The organism is Actinobacillus ureae ATCC 25976, from assembly GCF_000188255.1.
Lineage (GTDB): Bacteria > Pseudomonadota > Gammaproteobacteria > Enterobacterales > Pasteurellaceae > Actinobacillus > Actinobacillus ureae.
Window position 1 is genome coordinate 105,077 of the sequence record NZ_GL831081.1, and the last position, 18,093, is coordinate 123,169.

At 39.1% G+C, this 18,093-nt stretch carries 18 protein-coding genes and 1 pseudogene; 10 read left to right on the forward strand and 9 right to left on the reverse strand.

What is annotated here, in order from left to right:
* Window positions 1-44: 44 nt before the first annotated feature.
* On the reverse strand, window positions 45-254 hold the full coding sequence (cspE, locus tag HMPREF0027_RS08335) for a transcription antiterminator/RNA stability regulator CspE (RefSeq protein ID WP_005624145.1): 210 nt from the start codon (window positions 252-254) through the stop codon (window positions 45-47).
* Between the two features lie 364 nt (window positions 255-618).
* Between cspE and proQ the strand changes: the two genes are divergently transcribed.
* The 5 genes from proQ to HMPREF0027_RS08360 all read left to right on the forward strand — a co-directional run bounded on the left by proQ (window position 619) and on the right by HMPREF0027_RS08360 (window position 6,334).
* Window positions 619-1,167 (forward strand): RNA chaperone ProQ, encoded by a 549-nt coding sequence (gene proQ, locus HMPREF0027_RS08340; protein ID WP_005624149.1) that lies wholly within the window; start codon window positions 619-621, stop codon window positions 1,165-1,167.
* A gap of 94 nt (window positions 1,168-1,261) precedes the next feature.
* Window positions 1,262-3,274, forward strand: a complete 2,013-nt coding sequence (gene prc / locus HMPREF0027_RS08345; RefSeq protein ID WP_005624151.1) for a carboxy terminal-processing peptidase — start codon at window positions 1,262-1,264, stop codon at window positions 3,272-3,274.
* A 95-nt stretch (window positions 3,275-3,369) separates the two neighbouring features.
* Entirely contained in the window at window positions 3,370-4,962 is a 1,593-nt protein-coding gene (locus tag HMPREF0027_RS08350) for a L,D-transpeptidase family protein (protein WP_005624154.1), read from the forward strand.
* 170 nt (window positions 4,963-5,132) lie between these two features.
* Window positions 5,133-5,687: a peptidoglycan L,D-endopeptidase MepK gene (gene mepK / locus HMPREF0027_RS08355; RefSeq protein ID WP_014992010.1), complete on the forward strand. Its 555-nt coding sequence runs from the start codon at window positions 5,133-5,135 to the stop codon at window positions 5,685-5,687.
* A gap of 17 nt (window positions 5,688-5,704) precedes the next feature.
* Complete coding sequence (locus tag HMPREF0027_RS08360) at window positions 5,705-6,334, forward strand: MBL fold metallo-hydrolase (protein WP_005624160.1); 630 nt, start codon at window positions 5,705-5,707, stop codon at window positions 6,332-6,334.
* Window positions 6,335-6,337: 3 nt separating this feature from the next.
* Here the strand turns inward: HMPREF0027_RS08360 and HMPREF0027_RS08365 are convergent, their stop codons facing one another.
* The 7 genes from HMPREF0027_RS08365 to rsgA are packed head-to-tail and all read right to left on the reverse strand — an operon-like array spanning window position 6,338 to window position 11,223.
* The gene (locus HMPREF0027_RS08365) at window positions 6,338-7,090 is read right to left on the reverse strand and encodes an LPS biosynthesis choline kinase (protein WP_005624162.1); all 753 of its coding nucleotides are present in this window, start codon (window positions 7,088-7,090) and stop codon (window positions 6,338-6,340) included.
* Entirely contained in the window at window positions 7,087-7,461 is a 375-nt protein-coding gene (locus tag HMPREF0027_RS08370) for a YcfL family putative periplasmic lipoprotein (RefSeq protein WP_005624165.1), read from the reverse strand. Before HMPREF0027_RS08370 ends, HMPREF0027_RS08365 begins: the two co-directional genes overlap by 4 nt.
* A gap of 1 nt (window position 7,462) precedes the next feature.
* Window positions 7,463-7,825, reverse strand: a complete 363-nt coding sequence (hinT, locus tag HMPREF0027_RS08375) for a purine nucleoside phosphoramidase (protein ID WP_044024482.1) — start codon at window positions 7,823-7,825, stop codon at window positions 7,463-7,465.
* Window positions 7,826-7,865: 40 nt separating this feature from the next.
* Window positions 7,866-8,735, reverse strand: coding sequence for a metal ABC transporter permease (locus HMPREF0027_RS08380; RefSeq protein ID WP_005624171.1), 870 nt, complete (start codon window positions 8,733-8,735; stop codon window positions 7,866-7,868).
* Window positions 8,728-9,582: a metal ABC transporter permease gene (locus tag HMPREF0027_RS08385; protein WP_005624174.1), complete on the reverse strand. Its 855-nt coding sequence runs from the start codon at window positions 9,580-9,582 to the stop codon at window positions 8,728-8,730. The genes HMPREF0027_RS08380 and HMPREF0027_RS08385 overlap by 8 nt, the downstream gene beginning before the upstream one ends.
* The gene (gene rnhB / locus HMPREF0027_RS08390; RefSeq protein WP_005624177.1) at window positions 9,583-10,176 is read right to left on the reverse strand and encodes a ribonuclease HII; all 594 of its coding nucleotides are present in this window, start codon (window positions 10,174-10,176) and stop codon (window positions 9,583-9,585) included.
* A 12-nt stretch (window positions 10,177-10,188) separates the two neighbouring features.
* Window positions 10,189-11,223 carry a small ribosomal subunit biogenesis GTPase RsgA gene (rsgA, locus tag HMPREF0027_RS08395; RefSeq protein ID WP_005624180.1) on the reverse strand — a complete coding sequence of 345 codons (1,035 nt, stop codon included), beginning with the start codon at window positions 11,221-11,223 and terminating at the stop codon, window positions 10,189-10,191.
* A gap of 521 nt (window positions 11,224-11,744) precedes the next feature.
* On the opposite strand from rsgA, the gene HMPREF0027_RS08400 reads away from it, so the two are divergent.
* Genes HMPREF0027_RS08400 through HMPREF0027_RS08415 form a run of 4 tightly spaced genes read left to right on the forward strand, consistent with a single transcriptional unit; the run spans window position 11,745 to window position 14,944 of the window.
* Entirely contained in the window at window positions 11,745-12,635 is an 891-nt protein-coding gene (locus HMPREF0027_RS08400) for a transcriptional regulator GcvA (protein ID WP_005624183.1), read from the forward strand.
* Window positions 12,636-13,313, forward strand: coding sequence for a pyrimidine 5'-nucleotidase (gene yjjG / locus HMPREF0027_RS08405; protein ID WP_005624186.1), 678 nt, complete (start codon window positions 12,636-12,638; stop codon window positions 13,311-13,313).
* 2 nt (window positions 13,314-13,315) lie between these two features.
* Entirely contained in the window at window positions 13,316-14,299 is a 984-nt protein-coding gene (cysB, locus tag HMPREF0027_RS08410; RefSeq protein WP_005624188.1) for an HTH-type transcriptional regulator CysB, read from the forward strand.
* Window positions 14,300-14,944 (forward strand): hypothetical protein, encoded by a 645-nt coding sequence (locus tag HMPREF0027_RS08415; RefSeq protein WP_005624190.1) that lies wholly within the window; start codon window positions 14,300-14,302, stop codon window positions 14,942-14,944.
* An 80-nt stretch (window positions 14,945-15,024) separates the two neighbouring features.
* On the opposite strand, the pseudogene ansB reads toward HMPREF0027_RS08415, so the two are convergent.
* A pseudogene (ansB, locus tag HMPREF0027_RS08420) lies at window positions 15,025-16,068 on the reverse strand (L-asparaginase 2).
* Window positions 16,069-16,374: 306 nt separating this feature from the next.
* Between ansB and pyrG the strand changes: the two are divergent.
* The gene (gene pyrG, locus HMPREF0027_RS08425) at window positions 16,375-18,012 is read left to right on the forward strand and encodes a glutamine hydrolyzing CTP synthase (RefSeq protein WP_005624195.1); all 1,638 of its coding nucleotides are present in this window, start codon (window positions 16,375-16,377) and stop codon (window positions 18,010-18,012) included.
* The last annotated feature ends 81 nt before the right edge of the window (window positions 18,013-18,093 follow it).

Sequence of the window (18,093 nt, forward strand, 5' to 3'; positions counted from 1 at the left end):
TCAGATCAAGTGCTGGCTTTAAAATTTTAATAAGCATTTTAAGATTAAAGTGCTTTCACGTTTACCGCTGATGGGCCACGATCAGAATCTTGTACTTCAAATTCAACTTTTGCACCTTCTTCTAAGGTACGGAAGTTTGAACCAACAATACCAGAGAAGTGAACGAAAATATCTTTACCGCCTTGATCCGGAGTAATGAAACCGAAACCTTTAGTTGAATTGAACCATTTAACGATACCTGTTGCTTTAGACATAAGATTTTCCTTATAGAAATTTAATAAAAAGAATTGCTACACGTTTATTTGGAGATTAGAGATTTATCGGTGAAGAACTCTCGGAAAATCGAAATGATTTATAGAAAGGAAAACAACATAGAAAGAATCGAACTAATAACGCTACGAGAGCAAGTCGATTAGAACACCAATTAATCATTAAAGCAAATGCTTTTTTAAATTATTTACGAAACCTGAAGGAATATTCTTGTCTAACATAAACTCGTGGTGGAAAGATTTTGATTTTATATAGACTAGCCGCCCTAAATAAAATATAGTAACGAGCTGAGGCTTCATAATTAAGCTAAACATTTATCTAGACTTAAATTTTAACAGAGAAAATATTATGTCAGAACAACAAGTAAAAACACAGAATGGCAACAAAACAAACCCAAGTGTGAAAGAAGTAATCGCATATTTAGCGGACAAATTCCCACTTTGTTTTAGTATTGAAGGAGATACTAAGCCATTAAAAGTCGGTCTTTTCCAAGATTTAGCCGAAGCTCTGGTAGATGATGAAAAGGTCAGTAAAACATTATTACGTCAAGCATTACGTACTTATACTATGAGCTGGCGTTATCTTGCTGCTTGTACTGCGAATGCTCAACGTGTCAGTTTACAAGGTGAAGATGCTGGTATCGTTGATGAAGCGCAAGCTGAACATGCAGCACAATCATTAGCGGTTGCAAAAGAAGCATACGCCGCTCGTAAAGCTGAACAAAGAAAAGAACAACGTAAAGAGTTCTTTAAGAAAAAAGCAGGTGAAGAAAAAATGAAAAAACGTGTGGATGTGCGTGCAAAAAAAGCGCCACGTATTTCTAAAGAAGTTCCTGCGAAAGCAACAGCAGAAAGCCTTGCTGCATTAACGAATAAATTTAGTAAAGGTAATAAATAATTCTAGTCTTTAAGTAATAGGGATAAGCAATGAGATTTGCAAACATCGCTTATCCCATTTACTTGGGCATATCTCATAATGAATTAGGATTTTTATGAAAATTAATAAACTTAGCCGACTCATTGCAGTTTGTCTTGGTTCCATGATTAGCACTGCTTTTGCAGTTAAACCACAGATTAAAGAAAGTGCATTAGTTACCCCTAAACCAACAGAGCAACATAGTCTTTCTACTAAACGAGTTACCGCACGTTTAACTCAGTCTCATTATCATAAATTTAAATTAGATGATGAGTTTGCAAACAAGATTTTTAATCGTTATATCGATTGGTTAGATGGCTCGCACAATACTTTTTTACAATCGGAAATCGATGCAATGCGTGCCAAATACGCAACAAAGCTCGATGAAGAATTGTATGAAGGTAAATTGGATTCGGCATTTGAAATCTATGATCTTATGACAAAGCGTCGCTATGAGCGCTATAAATATGCCCTTTCACTTTTAGACAAAGAGCCGGATTTAAAAGCCGCTGATCAAATTGAAAATGAGCGTGATAAAGCTCCTTTCCCAACCACCACGGAAGACGCGAATAAATTATGGGAGCAGCGTGTTAAGAACGATGTTATCAGTTTGTATCTTAAAGATAAAAAATGGCCGGAAATTAAAAAGACTTTAACTAAACGCTATAACTTAGCGATTAAACGTCTTACGCAAGTAAAAGCAGATGATATTTTACAAACGTATTTAAATGCATTTGCGCGTGAAATTGATCCGCATACCAGTTATTTATCACCTCGTGCAGCGAAAGCATTCCAAGAAAGCATGAATCTTTCGTTAGAAGGTATCGGTGCGACACTTGCAATGGAAGATGATGTTACTTCAATTAAATCGCTAGTACCGGGAGCACCGGCAGCTCGCAGCAAGAAGATTGCCGTAGGAGACAAAATTGTCGGCGTGGGGCAGGAAAAAGGCGAGATTGAAGATGTTATCGGCTGGCGTTTAGATGACGTTGTTGACAAAATCAAAGGTAAAAAAGGCAGTAAAGTTCGTTTAGAAATTGAGCCGGAAAAAGGCGGGAAAACGAAAATTATTACTTTAACTCGTGATAAAGTGCGTCTAGAAGATAGTGCAGCGAAGTTAACCGTTGAGAAAATTGCAGGTAAAAACATTGCGGTTATCAAAATTTCGACATTCTATATTGGATTAACCAATGATGTACGTAAATTATTAGATGATATGAAAACCAAAAAAGCTGACGGTTTGATTATCGATTTACGTAAAAATGGTGGTGGTTCATTAACGGAAGTAGTGGAGTTGACAGGATTATTCATTAAAGATGGTCCAGTTGTTCAAGTTCGTGATGCTTTCAACCGAATCAAAGTCCATGAAGATCCGGAAGCGGATAAATCGCTTTATGACGGTAAAATTATGGTAATGATTAACCGTCATAGTGCTTCAGCATCTGAGATTTTTGCGGCGGCAATGCAAGATTACAATCGTGCAATTATTGTCGGACAACAAACCTTTGGTAAAGGCACGGTTCAACAAAGTCGTTCGTTAAACTTCGTGTACGACTTAGATCAAGAACCGCTAGGCTTTATTCAATATACGATTCAGAAATTCTATCGTATTGACGGTGGAAGCACCCAGCTAAAAGGTGTTGAAGCAGATATCAAATTCCCAGAAGTGATTAATGCGGAAAAAACTGGTGAAAGCTTTGAAGATAACGCATTACCATGGGATAAGATTCCTGCAGCAACTTATCAGGCGGCAGGGCATGCACGCGATGCGGTTTCTACTTTAACCGCTAAGCATGAAGCACGAATTGCGAAGGATCCTGAATTCGTTACTTTGAATGAGGACATTACTATTCGTAAAGAAAGAGATGCACGTAAATTTACATCTCTTAACTTAGCGGAACGTCAAAAAGAAAATAAATCGGATGAAGCGAAACGCTTAAAAGATCTAAATGCTCGTTTTGCACGAGAAGGTAAAAAGCCGTTAAAAGATCTTGATGCGTTACCTAAAGATTACGAAGCGCCAGATTTCTTCTTGAAAGAAGCTGAGAAAATGGTGGTCGATTGGCTAGAAATTGATAAGAAGTCATAAAATCGATTATAATATATTAAATCAACTGCCGCTTAACGAGAGTTAAGCGGTCTGCTTTTTATGAATTTTTACAATCTCGGTTCTAAGGATTTAGTATGAATAAGGTGCAAACCTTTAAATTGTTGCTGGCGTTAATGCTTTCTAGCATGGCTATGGCGGAAACTGCTCCGGTTGCAACAGGTGTGTCTGAGCAATCAGCCACGGTTGTCCCGGTAGGGCAATCAAATGTTGCTGCAGCGCCTATTGCGCAAGATGCGATTTTACCTCAATTAAGTTTTGCGGCTCAGCATGCTCGTGCTGCAGAATTAGCAAAACGTGCGGATTATGTATTTGAGCAAGAACAAATTCGCCAAGAAGAAGCTAGAAAGCTAGCGGAAGCAGAAGCAAAAGTACAGCAAACAGTAGGTGCTAATACATTACTGTTAAGTAAAACAACGGCTAAAGTTTATTTAGATAATGCTTTTGCGAATATGTGGAATGATAAAGCGGCAGAAAAGCAATTTATCAAAGAATATGCTTTGTTGGCTGTAAGCGGTGTATCAGCTAAATCAGCAAGAGCGTTACAACAGATACTAAATCAACCGGAAGGTCCGGCTCGTGATATGTTATTAACGGATAGTTTTTTAGATTATCTGTACTATAACAAAAAAGTTTTTAAAAATGCGAACCAGTGGCTATATAACCTAGGCAGTTACACGCCGAAAGCACCGAGTGCTGAGCTGGTTAATCAATGGGTAAATGCTGTTCAAGAAGGGCGTTCAGGTCAATTTATTGCTAATTTAGTGCCTCGAAACCACATTTATCAAGAAACTGCACAACGTGTATTATCGATGTCAGCATCAGGTAATGTGAAAAAGGCAACTAAAGCCAAGAAAGCAAAAACACCTGAAGCGACAGCAACAACAGGTAATGATACGTTTTATAAACTCGCTTTAAATGCACAGCGTTTACGTATTATCCCAAGTTTTAATAACGGTATCTTCGTAAATATCCCAAGTTACCAACTATTTTACTTCCGTGATGGTCAGTTAGCGCTACAATCTAAGGTGATTGTTGGTCGTGATGACCGCCGTACACCGGTGATGTATAGCAAGCTAAGCAATGTTGTGGTTAATCCGCCTTGGAATATTCCACCGACAATTTTGACTAAAGATATTATTCCGAAGCTAGCTAGAAATCCGGGATTTGCGGGTTCTGCCGGCTATGAAATTTTTGACAGAAAAGGTAATAAAATTAATCCTCGCAGCGTGAATTGGTCGCAATATGTGAATAGTAAGAATATTCCTTATCGTATTCGCCAAAAAGCAGGGGATGATAGTGCATTAGGCCGTTTTAAATTTAATATGCCAAGTTCGGATGCGATTTATCTACACGATACCCCGAATCGTGGTTTATTTGGTAAAACGGATCGAGCATTAAGTTCTGGTTGTGTGCGTGTTGAACGTTCTGATGATCTTGCAAGCATCTTATTGAAAGAAGCTGGTTGGAGTATGGACAGAAAACAAAAAGTATTAGCAAGCCAGAAAACCACCTCTGCGAATATTCGTTCGGATAATCCGGTCTATTTATACTATGTTACGGCATGGGCAGAGAACGGTAAGGTATATACATTACCTGATATATATAAATTTGATACCTCTATTCCGAAGAATGCGGTGAATTGGAGCAAAGTTAAAAGTGTGATCTAATTCACAAATATAAAAATTTCCGAGAAGTAAGGCTTGCTTCTCGGAACTTTATTTTTTAGAGTGAGCCAAAAGGGCTTATGAATAATAAGCCTTTATTTATGGCTGATAGTAAATTATTCGAATGGAGTAATCTACTATCAATCATTACTTGTGATAATGAGGACAGTTCAATGAATCAAACTAATGTTCAACGCCGTAAGTGGTTGTCACTAGGTGGTCTTGTTTTAGGGGCAAGTTTATTGCCTGGTAAAGTGATGGCAGCACTTTCGACACCTGCTCCGTTAGCGTTACGCTTCCGAAATATTAATACCGGTGATACTTATGCTGCCAAGTTTCATGGTGGGCATTTGTCTGTAGCGGATTTACATCAATTAAATCACTTAATGCGTGACCGACACACAAACCAAATTAAACGCATTGACCCAATGTTATTCGTGAAATTAAATCAAATTCAGCAACGTTTAGGTTTCCGTAACGCAGAAATTCAAGTATTAAGTGGCTATCGTTCGGCGAAAACAAACGCAAGAATGCATCGAACACAACGCGGTGTGGCAAGTAATAGCTACCATATTCGTGGTCAAGCTGTGGATTTTCGAGTATCAGGTGTTCCGCTTGCTAAAGTAAGAGCCGCAGCAGAAAGTTTGCATAATGGTGGTGTTGGTTATTATCCGCGCAGTAATTTTGTTCATGTAGATACTGGTCCAGTTCGTACTTGGCGCGGTTAGATAAGCGGTAAAATTTTATGTTTAATTTACAAATTATCCCAGTAAGTGCTTTTCAGCAAAACTGCAGTATTATTTGGGATGATAATAAAAATGCCGCTATTATTGATGCAGGCGATAGTGCAGATAAAATCATTCAGTTTGTTGAATTACAAAATCTAAAAGTACGAAAGTTATTACTCACCCATGGTCATTTAGATCATATTATGGCGGTTGAAAAAGTCAGAGATCATTTTGGTGTGGAAGTATATGGTTCTCATATTGATGATAAGCCGCTATTTGAGCAGTTGCCTCAAATGTGTGAAATGTTCGGTCTTCCTCCAGTTAAAGCATTTTTACCGGATCATTGGCTAAATGAAGGTGATGTGGTGGAAGTCGGAGCGCTACGTTTTAGTGTACGTCATTTGCCGGGACATGCTCCGGGACATATTGGTTTTTTTGATTTTGAAAATAAAATCGCTTTTAGTGGTGATGTGTTATTTAAAGACAGTATTGGACGTACCGATCTTTATCTAGGCAGTTTAGATGTATTACTTGATACGATTCGTACCAAAATGTTTGACTTGTATGATGATTTTATTGTCGTTGCTGGTCATGGCCCTCACACCACAATTGGACGTGAGAAACTGCATAATCCATTCTTAAAATAGTTTTTATGGTTCGAGAATCGCAAACCATAATTGATTTAACTGATTAATGGCAGAATGATATTCTGCCATTTTTTGTTTAAAACCTTTCTCATCAAACTTTGTTGCTTGTAGATACAAGCGAAGAAAATCAATTTGTTGTTGTTCGTTGAGTATCTGAGCATTCGCACTAAAAAGCATCGCAATCTCTAATGCCGGATCCGATACGGCACTATATTCCCAATCAATCAGATACAAGCGGTCATTTTTTTCAATAAAATTACCTAAATGCAAATCATGATGGCAGATTGCTTGTGTAAAAGGTTGAATTGTTTGAAATGGGGGATGAAATCTCAATAGTGCTTGTTGTTGAACAGAGAGTTTCTGCCATAAAAATTGACAGCGCTCAGCAAGATCGAGCTTTGCCAGTGATTCATCAATAGGAAAAAGATGTAGTTCGGCAAGTTGTAATGCCAATTTATCTAATAATGACGAACTAAAACAGCTAGGTGTATTACCCTCTATCCAAGTCAATAAACTGGAATTTTCGTTATGGTAATAGACCTTTGGTGTAAAGGGTAAGCGGGTTAAATAGTGTAAAATTTGTGCTTCTTGAGCATAATTGATCCCAAAAGCTGTTGCTCGCTCATTTTGTTGGCGTAAAACAAATCGCTCGCCGGAGGCGAGCTGAATCTGTTGGCTACAAGCGGTCAAACCGGCTAAATTTTTGCGAAAAATGACCGCTTGTTGTTGGCTCTCAAGCCAAGCGAGGGCATTCATCGGCTACCACGTAAATAGACACGATAGTTATCGCTCTCATTAGTCGGCTTTTCAAGCTGTAACGTTTGAGATTGCTTGCTATCTAACCAAAGTTTCTGCCAAAGCTGAGGAGAAGTATCATCACTGTTTTGTGTAACGCCTTGTTTATCATACCAAAATAACTTATAGGATAAATTAAGCGGTTGCTCACTCAAGTTCGCGATAGAGAACTTTTCACTTTCCACTTCAACGTTAATAATAGGTGCAATTTGCGCTTCAATATTTACAATCGGCTCTGATTTTCCTTTGATATAACTTTGCGGATTACTGCCGCAAGCGGTCAAAAAAAGCGAAAAAATTGCTAATAGCCAATAAGATTTTAAATGTTTCATACTATTTATTACTTAACATTTTGCCTAAAGGTTCACCGCCAACTAAATGCATATGGATGTGAAATACTTCCTGACCGCCATGTACGTTACAATTCATAATTAAACGATAGCCGTCTTCTGCAATGCCTTCTTCTTTGGCAATTTTTGCTGCAGTCGTAAATAAGCGACCTAATGCTAATTCATCTTCCGCTTCTACATGGTTTACGGTTGGAATTAATTTATTCGGCACGATGAGAATGTGAGTCGGTGCTTGCGGTGAAATATCACGAAATGCAGTGACTAATTCGTCTTGATATACGATTGAAGCTGGGATTTCTTTGCGAATAATTTTACTGAAAATCGTTTCTTCATAGTTTTTCGTCATAATAGGATTCCTCTTCATATAAGTTATAAGCAATAATTCTCTATTGTTTTGCGCTATTTTGCAAATTTGTACAAAAATTTGACCGCTTGTGAGTCTTTAGACGGCTAAAACATAGTGCTAAAACAAAGAGACTGGACTGAATGAGAATAATTGTCGGGCCGGTTGCCGCATCAATATGATAGCTTAAGATCGTGCCGAAAACAGATGAACTGATGGCTATCGTCATTGCGATGACTAACATATAATCAAAGCGGTTTGACAGTTGGTAGGCGGTAATACCCGGGGCAATTAGCATTGCAACAACCAAAATCACACCAACAACTTGCATTGCGCTAATGATGGTTAAGGCCAACAGTGCAAGTAAGCCATAGTGCAACCATTTGACCGGTAAACCGATAACTTTAGCGTGTCTACTATCGAAGCAATAAAGCAAGAAATCTTTGCGTTTGAAGATAATCATGCTAAAGGTTATCGCACAAATAATCATGGTTTGAATTAATTCGGCTTGAGTCACGCCAAGTAAATTACCGAATAATAAGTGGGTAAGATGTTGCTCGGTAGGTAAAGCGGTAAAAAGCACGATACCGAATGCAAATAAGCCGGCAAACGTGATGCCCATAATGGTGTCTTCTTTTAAACGAGAGTTTTCTTTGAGATAACCGACGGAAATCGCACAAAATAATCCGGAAGCAAATGCACCGACAGCTAGAGGAAGTCCTAACAGGCTTGATACGACGACTCCCGGTAATACTGCGTGCGAAATCGAATCGCCCATTAATGACCAGCCTTTCAAAATTAAATAGCAGGATAATACCGCACAAACGGAAGCGACTAATACCGCAGTAAATAAAGCGGTTTGCATAAATTCAAATTCAAAAGGCTCAATAAACCATAGCACTAACTCATTCATTGATAGCCTCCAAACGCTTACGTTTTTGGCTGATTAAACCGTATTTAGGCGCAAAGCAAAAAGCCAGTAAAAAGATAAAGGTTTGTAAGCAGACAATTACGCCGCCGGTCGCACCATTTAAAAAGTAACTGAGATAAGCTCCGATTCCACTGCTGAGGCTGCCGATAAGAATCGCGATAGTGACTAAACGAGGGAATCTGTCCGTTAGCAAATATGCGGTTGCACCCGGGGTAACGACCATAGCAATCACTAAGATTGCGCCGACTGTTTGTAATGCCACCACGACACAAGCACTTAATAAAGTAAAGAATAAGATTTTGTAGCGAAGAGGAGAAAGTCCTACAGACAGCGCATGATGTTCATCAAAAAAAGTAAGCAGTAAATCTTTCCAAAAGAAAATCAGCCCCAGTAACGATAATCCGATAATAATCGCAACTTGCCATAAATCTTCATCGGCAATGCCGAGAATATTGCCCATTACAATCGCATCAACATCAACTGAAGTAGGGTTAAGCGATACAATAAACATTCCCAGTGCAAAGAAGGTCGTGAAGATAAAGCCGATAACCGAATCTTCTTTTATGCGAGTAATGCTTTTTACCCATAAAATAGAAAGAGCGGCAAGAATACCGGAAAAAAATGCACCGAATGCATAGGGAAGTTTTAACGCATAAGCGATAGCAACGCCCGGTACCACGGCATGTGAAAGGGCGTCACCAATTAAAGACCAGCCTTTTAACATTAAAAAGGCAGAGAGAAATGCACAAACCACACCAACGCCCATACTGACAAAAATCGCTTTTTGCATATAGTTATATTGGAATGGTTCAAGTAGTAGTTCTAACATTTATAAACCTAAGATTTTCTTCACTGGGGCGAAGCTCTTTCGGTGAAAAGGGGTTGCCCCAAATTGTTCCAGTTTTTCAAAATGTAGTTTAGTCGGATAGCCTTTATGTTTTGCAAAACCGTATTCCGGATATTGCTTATCTAATTCATCCATTTCCTGATCTCGGGCAACTTTCGCTAAAATGGAAGCGGCACTGATCTCGGCAACTAAACTATCTCCTTTTATGACCGCTTGTGCCGGCATCGGTAAAGTTGGAATATGGTTGCCGTCTACCAACACGAAATCGGGCCAAATATTGAGTCCAGCAACCGCTCTCTGCATGGCGAGCATAGTTGCGTGTAAAATATTCAACTGATCGATTTCTTCCGGCTCGGCTCGCCCTAAAGACCAACAAAGCGCTTTTGCTTTAATTTCCTCCGCTAAAAGCAAACGCTTCTTCTCTGAAAGTTTTTTAGAGTCGGCTAATCCTTCAATTGGATTATTCGGATCTAAAATAACGGCAGCGGTTACTACCGCACCGACTAACGGGCCTCTACCGACTTCGTCCACACCTGCGATCAAGTGGGCATTAGGATAAATGAAATTTGTACTCATTGCTACTGATTCTTATTCTTCAGTTCTAAAATGACGCTGACTTTTGGTTTCATCACGGCTTTCAATTAAGCGATGATAATTTTCAAATCGAATTGCATTAATTTCGCCTTTTTCGACCGCTTCTCTTACTGCACAGCCCGGATCCGATTTATGTTTACAATCTCGGAACTTACACGTACCTAATACCGATTGAAATTCACGGTAACCAAGCGTGATTTGCTCCGGTTCTAAATGCCATAAACCAAATTCACGAATGCCCGGCGAGTCAATTAAATTGCCCCCTTGCGGTAAATGGTATAAACGAGAAGATGTAGTTGTATGCTGTCCTAACCCCGAAATATCACTCACTGCTCCGGTTAACGCATTTGCTTCCGGTAATAATTGGTTGATAAAACTCGACTTTCCTACCCCGGATTGACCAACGAAAATTGAAGTGCCACGTGACAAATAGCGGTCTAATTTATCCATGTTTTCACCGGTATCGGCAGACAGACAAAGGGTTTCGTAACCGATATTTTTATAAATAGCTAATTGTTTCTGTACTTCTTGTCGTTCTGCTTCCGAAAGTAAGTCAATTTTATTTAACACGATAAGTGCAGGAATGTTAGCCGTCTCACAAATCACTAAGTAGCGATCGATAATGTTTAATGAAAGGGTTGGCAATACGGCCGAAACAATAATGATTTGATCTATATTCGCCGCCATTACTTTGATTCCGTCATAATAATCAGGACGGCTTAGCTCGTTTTTACGCGGGTAAATTGCTTCAATTACGCCGCTGATACCTTGTAACTGCTCACTACCTTGTCGCCAAGACACTAGATCGCCAACGACTACATTTTTGAGTGTACGGCGGAGATTACAGCGATAAATTTCACCTTGTTCTGTTTCGACATCGGCGTGCCTTGCATGGCGGGTAACCACAATACCTTGCTGAACTTCGCCCAGCATTTCGTCTTGCCATTCCAATTCAGGTTTTGCGATTTTTTTATGATGGTTTGATTTGATTCTGCGTTGCTGATTTTGGGTAAGTCTACGTTTACTCAAAGTATTTCTCTTTAGTTAATAAAAATTCACTAAAAGGATACTACAAAATAGCAGGTTTATATAGCTAATGGCGAATGAAGTTTGATTTTTTGGTTTGATTGATAATATTTTTTATTTTTTCTGCGAATAGATAAGAAATTTTAATGAAAATTCTCGTTATCCACTAGCGAGATTTATTCTTTCTGTTACAATGCGAGAATTCAAGACGAAAAAAACCGCCCAAATCGGGCGGTTAATAAACCAAAAGGGTTCAAAATATACAGGAAGTGAAACGAGTAACTAAATGTTACTCTAGCCTAGTTTCCTAGACCAATATGCAAACACAACATCATACTTAAAAAACTGAAATAGTTAAATTAGCAAAAATGATATTTTGCTGTTCAACTATCACTATCCGTCTAAGTACGGTCGCATTATAGTGATGTTACACCAGCATGACAAGCTAAAAATTTTAATTTTAACTATCAAAAAAAATAATGCGATAGAAATGAGCTATCTACGGAAAAAAAGAATTATTGCTTATGAATAAAAAACTTCCCCCTCTAAACGCCTTAAAAGCATTTGAATCAGCGGCTCGCCATCTTAACTTTACTAAGGCGGCTGATGATTTATTTGTAACTCAAGCGGCGGTTAGTCATCAAATCAAATTATTAGAAGATTTTTTAGGTGTATCGTTATTCCATCGTCGTAACCGACTTTTAGAACTCACGGAAATCGGTGCGCAATATTTTGAAGATATTCAACCGCTTCTTGAACAAATTGCCAGCGCAACGGAAAAAGTGAAACTAAAAAATAGTCGCCAAATTCTTTCAATCAGTACGACACCTTCATTTGGTATGCACTGGTTAGTACCTCGTCTTAACGAGTTTCATAAAAAGTACCCTGATATTGAAGTGCGTTTAACGACGGCTTCGCAAGATGAAGGCTTACTGGGTAAAGATATTGATGTGGCTATTTATTATGGATCAGGTAATTGGCAAAACCTAGAGGCTATCGAACTTGTACAAGCCCGAATTATGATCTTAGCTTCACCAGAATATTTGCGTGAAAACCCGATTAGTAAACCGGAAGATTTAGAAGGGAAAAATTTAATTCATGTATGTTCTCATACCAAATGGAAACAAATGGCGGAACACCTGAATTTAAATCATATAGATGCGGAATCCGGTCCTATGTATTCCACAACTTCAATGGGAATTCAAGCGGCAAAACATCGTCAGGGCGTTGTGGTTGCAAACAGAATGCTTGCGCAAGATGAAATTGAAGAGGGATCGGTAATCGAACCTTTTGTAACAGATGTTTATGATGAAAAAGCATTTTATGTGGTTTATCCGCCGCAAATGAAAGAAGTGGCAAAAGTACAGCATTTTGTTGAATGGATTACGCATGAAATAGAAGGAAGCTACAAATAGATGAAGTATCGTTGGATTTTATTTGATGCGGATGAAACGCTTTTTTCTTTTAATTCTTATGATGGGTTAAAAGCGATGCTTGCTCGTTATCATATTGACTTTAGCCAAGCAGATTACGAGCAATTTCAAGCGGTCAATAAACCGCTTTGGGTTGCTTATCAAAATAATGAAATTACCGCAAAAGATATACAAGTGCGTCGTTTTGCTAAACTTTCAGTACAAACTGGTGTGGATGCACTGCAGCTGAATCAAGAACTTATGGCAGAGATGGCATTTGTCAGTAAACCGCTAAACGGTGTGATAGCAATGCTTAATCAGCTATACGGCAAAGTCAAAATGGGGATTATTACCAATGGCTTTACGGAGTTGCAACAACAGCGATTATTGAATACGAATACGCAACATTTTTTTGAGTTTGTTGCCGTTTCAGAGCAAATCGGTGCAGCAAAACCGGATCGCCAAGTTTTTGAATATGCTTTTGCTTTAATGGATGAGCCGGATAAAACGAAGATCTTAATGGTGGGTGATACGTTGGCTTCCGATGTACTTGGTGGCAATAATGCTGGAATTGATAGCTGTTGGTTTAATCATGCAAGAGTAGTGAATGATACTCAGATTCGACCGACTTATGAAATTGCGGATATTGCCGAATTAATTGAAATCGTAAAAGGAAAATAACAATGAAATTACAGCAGTTACGTTATATCGTTGAAATTGTTAACCAAAATCTGAATATTACTGAAGCCGCTGAAACGCTCTATACTTCCCAACCGGGGATCAGTAAGCAAGTGCGTTTGTTAGAAAGTGAGCTAGGGATTAATATTTTTGAGCGAAATGGTAAACATATCAAAGGATTAACGCCTTCTGGAGAGAAAATTGTTGCAATTGCTCGAGAGTTATTGGTTAAGGCGCAAAGTATTAAGTCGGTAGCGGAAGAGCAGACTCGTCCGAACCGTGGAGTATTGAGAATTGCGACCCCGAATACGCAAGCGCGTTATGTATTACCGCCGATTATCGAGAAATTTAAAACTAAGTATCCGGAAGTTAGCTTGCAATTACATCAAGGATCGCCAAGCCAAATCTATGATGCGCTAATGGCAGGAGAAGTAGATCTCGCCATTACAACCGAAGCGCAGCATTTATTTGAAGATGCGATTTTATTGCCGTGTTATTTATGGAATCGTTCAGTAATTGTTAAACCGGATCATCCGTTAGCCAAATTCGCGAACCAAAGCCAGAACTTAACGGTCGAAGAGCTAGGTAAATATGATCTGATCACTTATACTTTCGGGTTTACCGGACAGTCTGATCTAGATCATGCATTTAACAAAGTGGGTATTTTGCCGCATATTGTGTTTACTGCAACAGATGCGGATGTGATTAAAACCTATGCACGTTTAGGCTTAGGCGTGGGGATTATGGCGTCAATGGCATATACCGAAGCGGATAGTGATTTGGTGGCGATAGATGCAAGCCATTTATTCCAATCAAGTATGACGCAAATCGCATTTAAACGAGGCACATTCCTACGTAATTACATGTATGATTTTATTAATTATTTCTCACCGCATTTGACCAAAATGCAAGTAGAGAAAGCAGAACAATTACGAGAAATTAATGCTATTATTCGTTTGTTCGAAAGTACAAAATTAGAGGAAAAATAAATGAGTTTTTTTAAAAAAATTGCGCTGTCATTTTTTGCAATTTCTTCATTAATTTCAACCGCTTGGGCAGAAGACTTTAATATAAAATATAGTTCGAATTACTTAATGCCGGCTTATGTGCATTTTAAAAATGGATCTGGTCAGTATTCGATTCAATCGAAAATTAATGTGCCGCTATATAACATTGTTTTCTCAGCAAAAGGGACGGAGCGTAACGGCCAATTTAATATGTTGAGCTACCGTGATACACGTAATGGTAAAACTTATGCGTTGGCTGAGATTGATTCAAGTACGGTTAAGTACGGCAAAGTGAAAGAGCCTTTAAAACAAGAGGCATTAACAATGCCGACATTTGATTTATTTACAACGGCATTCCAGTTAAGTTATTACGATCAATTACCAACGAGTTTTCAAACGACAAACGGTAAAAAGTTATACCCGACACCGAATGTGAAATTAAATAAAGTTCAGAAAACAGTTAAAGTAAAAGGGCAAACTTATCAAGAAATTACTTATAGCTTTAAAACCAGCGATCAAAAAGCGATTACTGTGAAAAAATATGTAGGGGAAAAATTCCCTCGTTATATTTCATACAATCGTGATGGCGATAACTATGAGTTAACCTTTGATAGCTTTGTAAAATAAGCGACAGTTACGAAAAGACAAGCAGTCTATTTTTCGCAATTTTTTGCAAGAAATAGACTGCTTGCTTTTATGGCTGAAAACTAGAAGTCTTCAAAATATTGTTGAATTGTATTGATGTCTTTGGTTTGGGTTAAGGCAAGTTGTAAGAGAACTCGTGCTTTTTGTGGATTTAGCATGCCTGATGCCGCAAAGCCATATTTAGAATCATCTACTTCCGCATCACGAGTAGTATAGCCGGTTGGTACACGTGAAGAACGAACCACCGCAACACCATTTTTCGCTGCTTGTTCAAGTAATGCTAAATTTGCCGCATTCATATTCCCATTACCGACACCGGCAACTACAATACCTTGGTAACCCGCATCTAGTAAGGCTTTAAGCGGCTCGGTCGGCAGCGTAGATAATACCAACTTTCGGCAGTTCATTCAGGTTATCAACCTTAAATGGGGTATTTAGCGTATGCTTGCTTTCCGGTGCACGTTCGTAATCGACTTTGCTATTATGAATATAGCCGAGCGTACCGAAGTTTGGCGAACTAAATGTTTGCACGGCGGTGGTACTGGTTTTGGTTACGTCTCTCGCACCCAGTACTACGTCATTCATTGCGACTAACACACCACGTTTTGCCGATTTTTTATCTTTAGCCACCACAATCGAATTGTATAAATTCAGTGAGCCGTCAGCGCTTTTTTCTGTGGCAGGGCGCATTGCACCGACCAACACCACCGTTTTATCGCATTTTACCGTCATATCAGAAGTAAGCAGTTTCTTCCATTGTATCCGTACCGTGCGTAATCACAAAGCCGTCCGTATTAGCGCATTGATTATTGATGGTTTTCGCTAATTTTAGCCATACTTCGTCACTCATATCTTGTGAACCGATTTTGACTACTTGTTCACCTTTAATGTTTGCTAGTGTTTTCATTTCTGGTACGGCTTCGATTAACGTATCGATGTTTAATTGCCCTGCTTGATAGGCTGAACTCACGGCACTTTGTCCGCTGCCGGCAATCGTTCCGCCGGTTGCCAAAATTGTAATATTCGGCAATTCCGCCGCATACACACTTGAAATCGCCATAGGCCATAGAAAGAACAGCAGATAAAGCAAGTTTTTTGAGTTTCATATAAGCTCCTTAAGATTTTAAAAAGATAAGAAATTATCCCATGTAATCCTATGCAAATAGAAACGGTTACCACTTATTCTTTGATCTTGTTCACAAAAATTACTGCATTGAACAATGCGGTCAAATTTTTCTTTTTTATTGCAAAATAAAGTTGTAAAAATTTCGTTGAATTTAACCGCTTGCTGATTTTTCCGATAGCACAAAAATACCTTTTACTGTATACTACGCTCCCGTCCTGATAGTTTTATTTTACTATCCATTCCGAATTTTCTTATCTATTTAACTGATTATCAAAGGCAGATCAAAATGGCAACGAATTATATTTTCGTGACGGGCGGTGTTGTTTCATCTTTAGGCAAAGGTATTGCCGCTGCATCTCTCGCATCAATTCTTGAAGCTCGTGGTTTAAACGTAACCATTATGAAGCTGGATCCTTATATCAACGTTGACCCGGGTACAATGAGCCCAACGCAACACGGTGAAGTTTTCGTTACGCAAGACGGTGCGGAAACCGACTTAGACTTAGGTCACTATGAGCGTTTTATTCGTTCTAAAATGAGCAAAGCGAATAACTTTACCAGCGGTAAAATTTACTCTGAAGTATTACGCAAAGAACGTCGCGGCGATTATTTAGGTGCGACCATCCAAGTGATTCCGCATATCACCAATGAAATTAAAGAACGCGTGATTGAAGGCGGTAAAGGTCGTGACGTGGTTATCGTTGAAGTCGGCGGTACGGTGGGCGATATCGAATCATTACCGTTCTTAGAAGCGTTACGTCAGTTAGTAGTGGATGTCGGTCGTGAAAAAACCTTGTTTATGCACTTAACTTTAGTGCCGTATATTCCGACTGCTGGCGAAGTGAAAACGAAACCGACTCAACACTCGGTAAAAGAATTACTTTCAATCGGTATTCAGCCTGATGTGTTGATTTGCCGTTCGGATCGTGCAATTCTAAGCAATGAGCGTAAAAAAATCGCATTATTCTGCAACGTGCCGGAACGTGCGGTAATTTCATTAAAAGACGTGGATTCGATTTACCGTATTCCTGAATTACTCAAATCACAAGGCTTAGATAGCTTTGTTTGCGATCGTTTCCGTTTAGATTGTCCGGAAGCGGATTTAAGCGAATGGGAACAAGTGCTTTATCGCCAAGCGAACCCAACCGGCGAAGTGACGATCGGTATGGTAGGTAAATATGTTGAATTACCAGATGCGTATAAATCAGTAAACGAAGCGTTAAAACACGCTGGTTTAACCAATCGCTTAACGGTCAATATTAAATACATTGATTCACAAGATATCGAAACCAAAGGTGTTGAATTACTCCATGGCTTAGATGCGATTTTAGTGCCGGGCGGTTTCGGTTACCGTGGTGTGGAAGGTAAAATCCGTACCGCACAATATGCACGTAAGAACAAAATTCCTTATTTAGGTATTTGTTTAGGTATGCAGATTGCATTAATCGAATATGCACGTAACGTAGCAGGTTTAACCCAAGCAAATTCATCTGAGTTTGATAAAGATTGTCCGCAACCGGTAGTTGGCTTGATTACCGAATGGCAAGATGAGTCAGGTAATGTGGAAACACGTTCTGACGATTCGGATTTAGGCGGTACAATGCGTTTAGGCGCACAACAATGCCACTTAATCGAAGGTACTAAAGCACGTGAAGTTTATGGTACAGAAACCATCCTTGAGCGCCATCGTCACCGTTATGAAGTTAACAATACTTTATTACCACAAATCGAAGCAGCAGGCTTAAAAGTGAGCGGTTTATCGGCGGATCGTAAATTAGTGGAAATTATTGAAGTGCCAAATCACCCATGGTTTGTGGCAGCACAATTCCACCCGGAATTTACCTCAACACCACGTGACGGTCACCCGTTATTTGCCGGTTTCGTAAAAGCGGCGAAAGACTATCAAGATAGTCACAAAGCGTAAGCTGTAAGGCTTTTCTTTCTCAAGAGGTCAATTTCTTGCAAAATTTTGCGAAAAATGATCTGACCCCAAAAAGTTAGATTG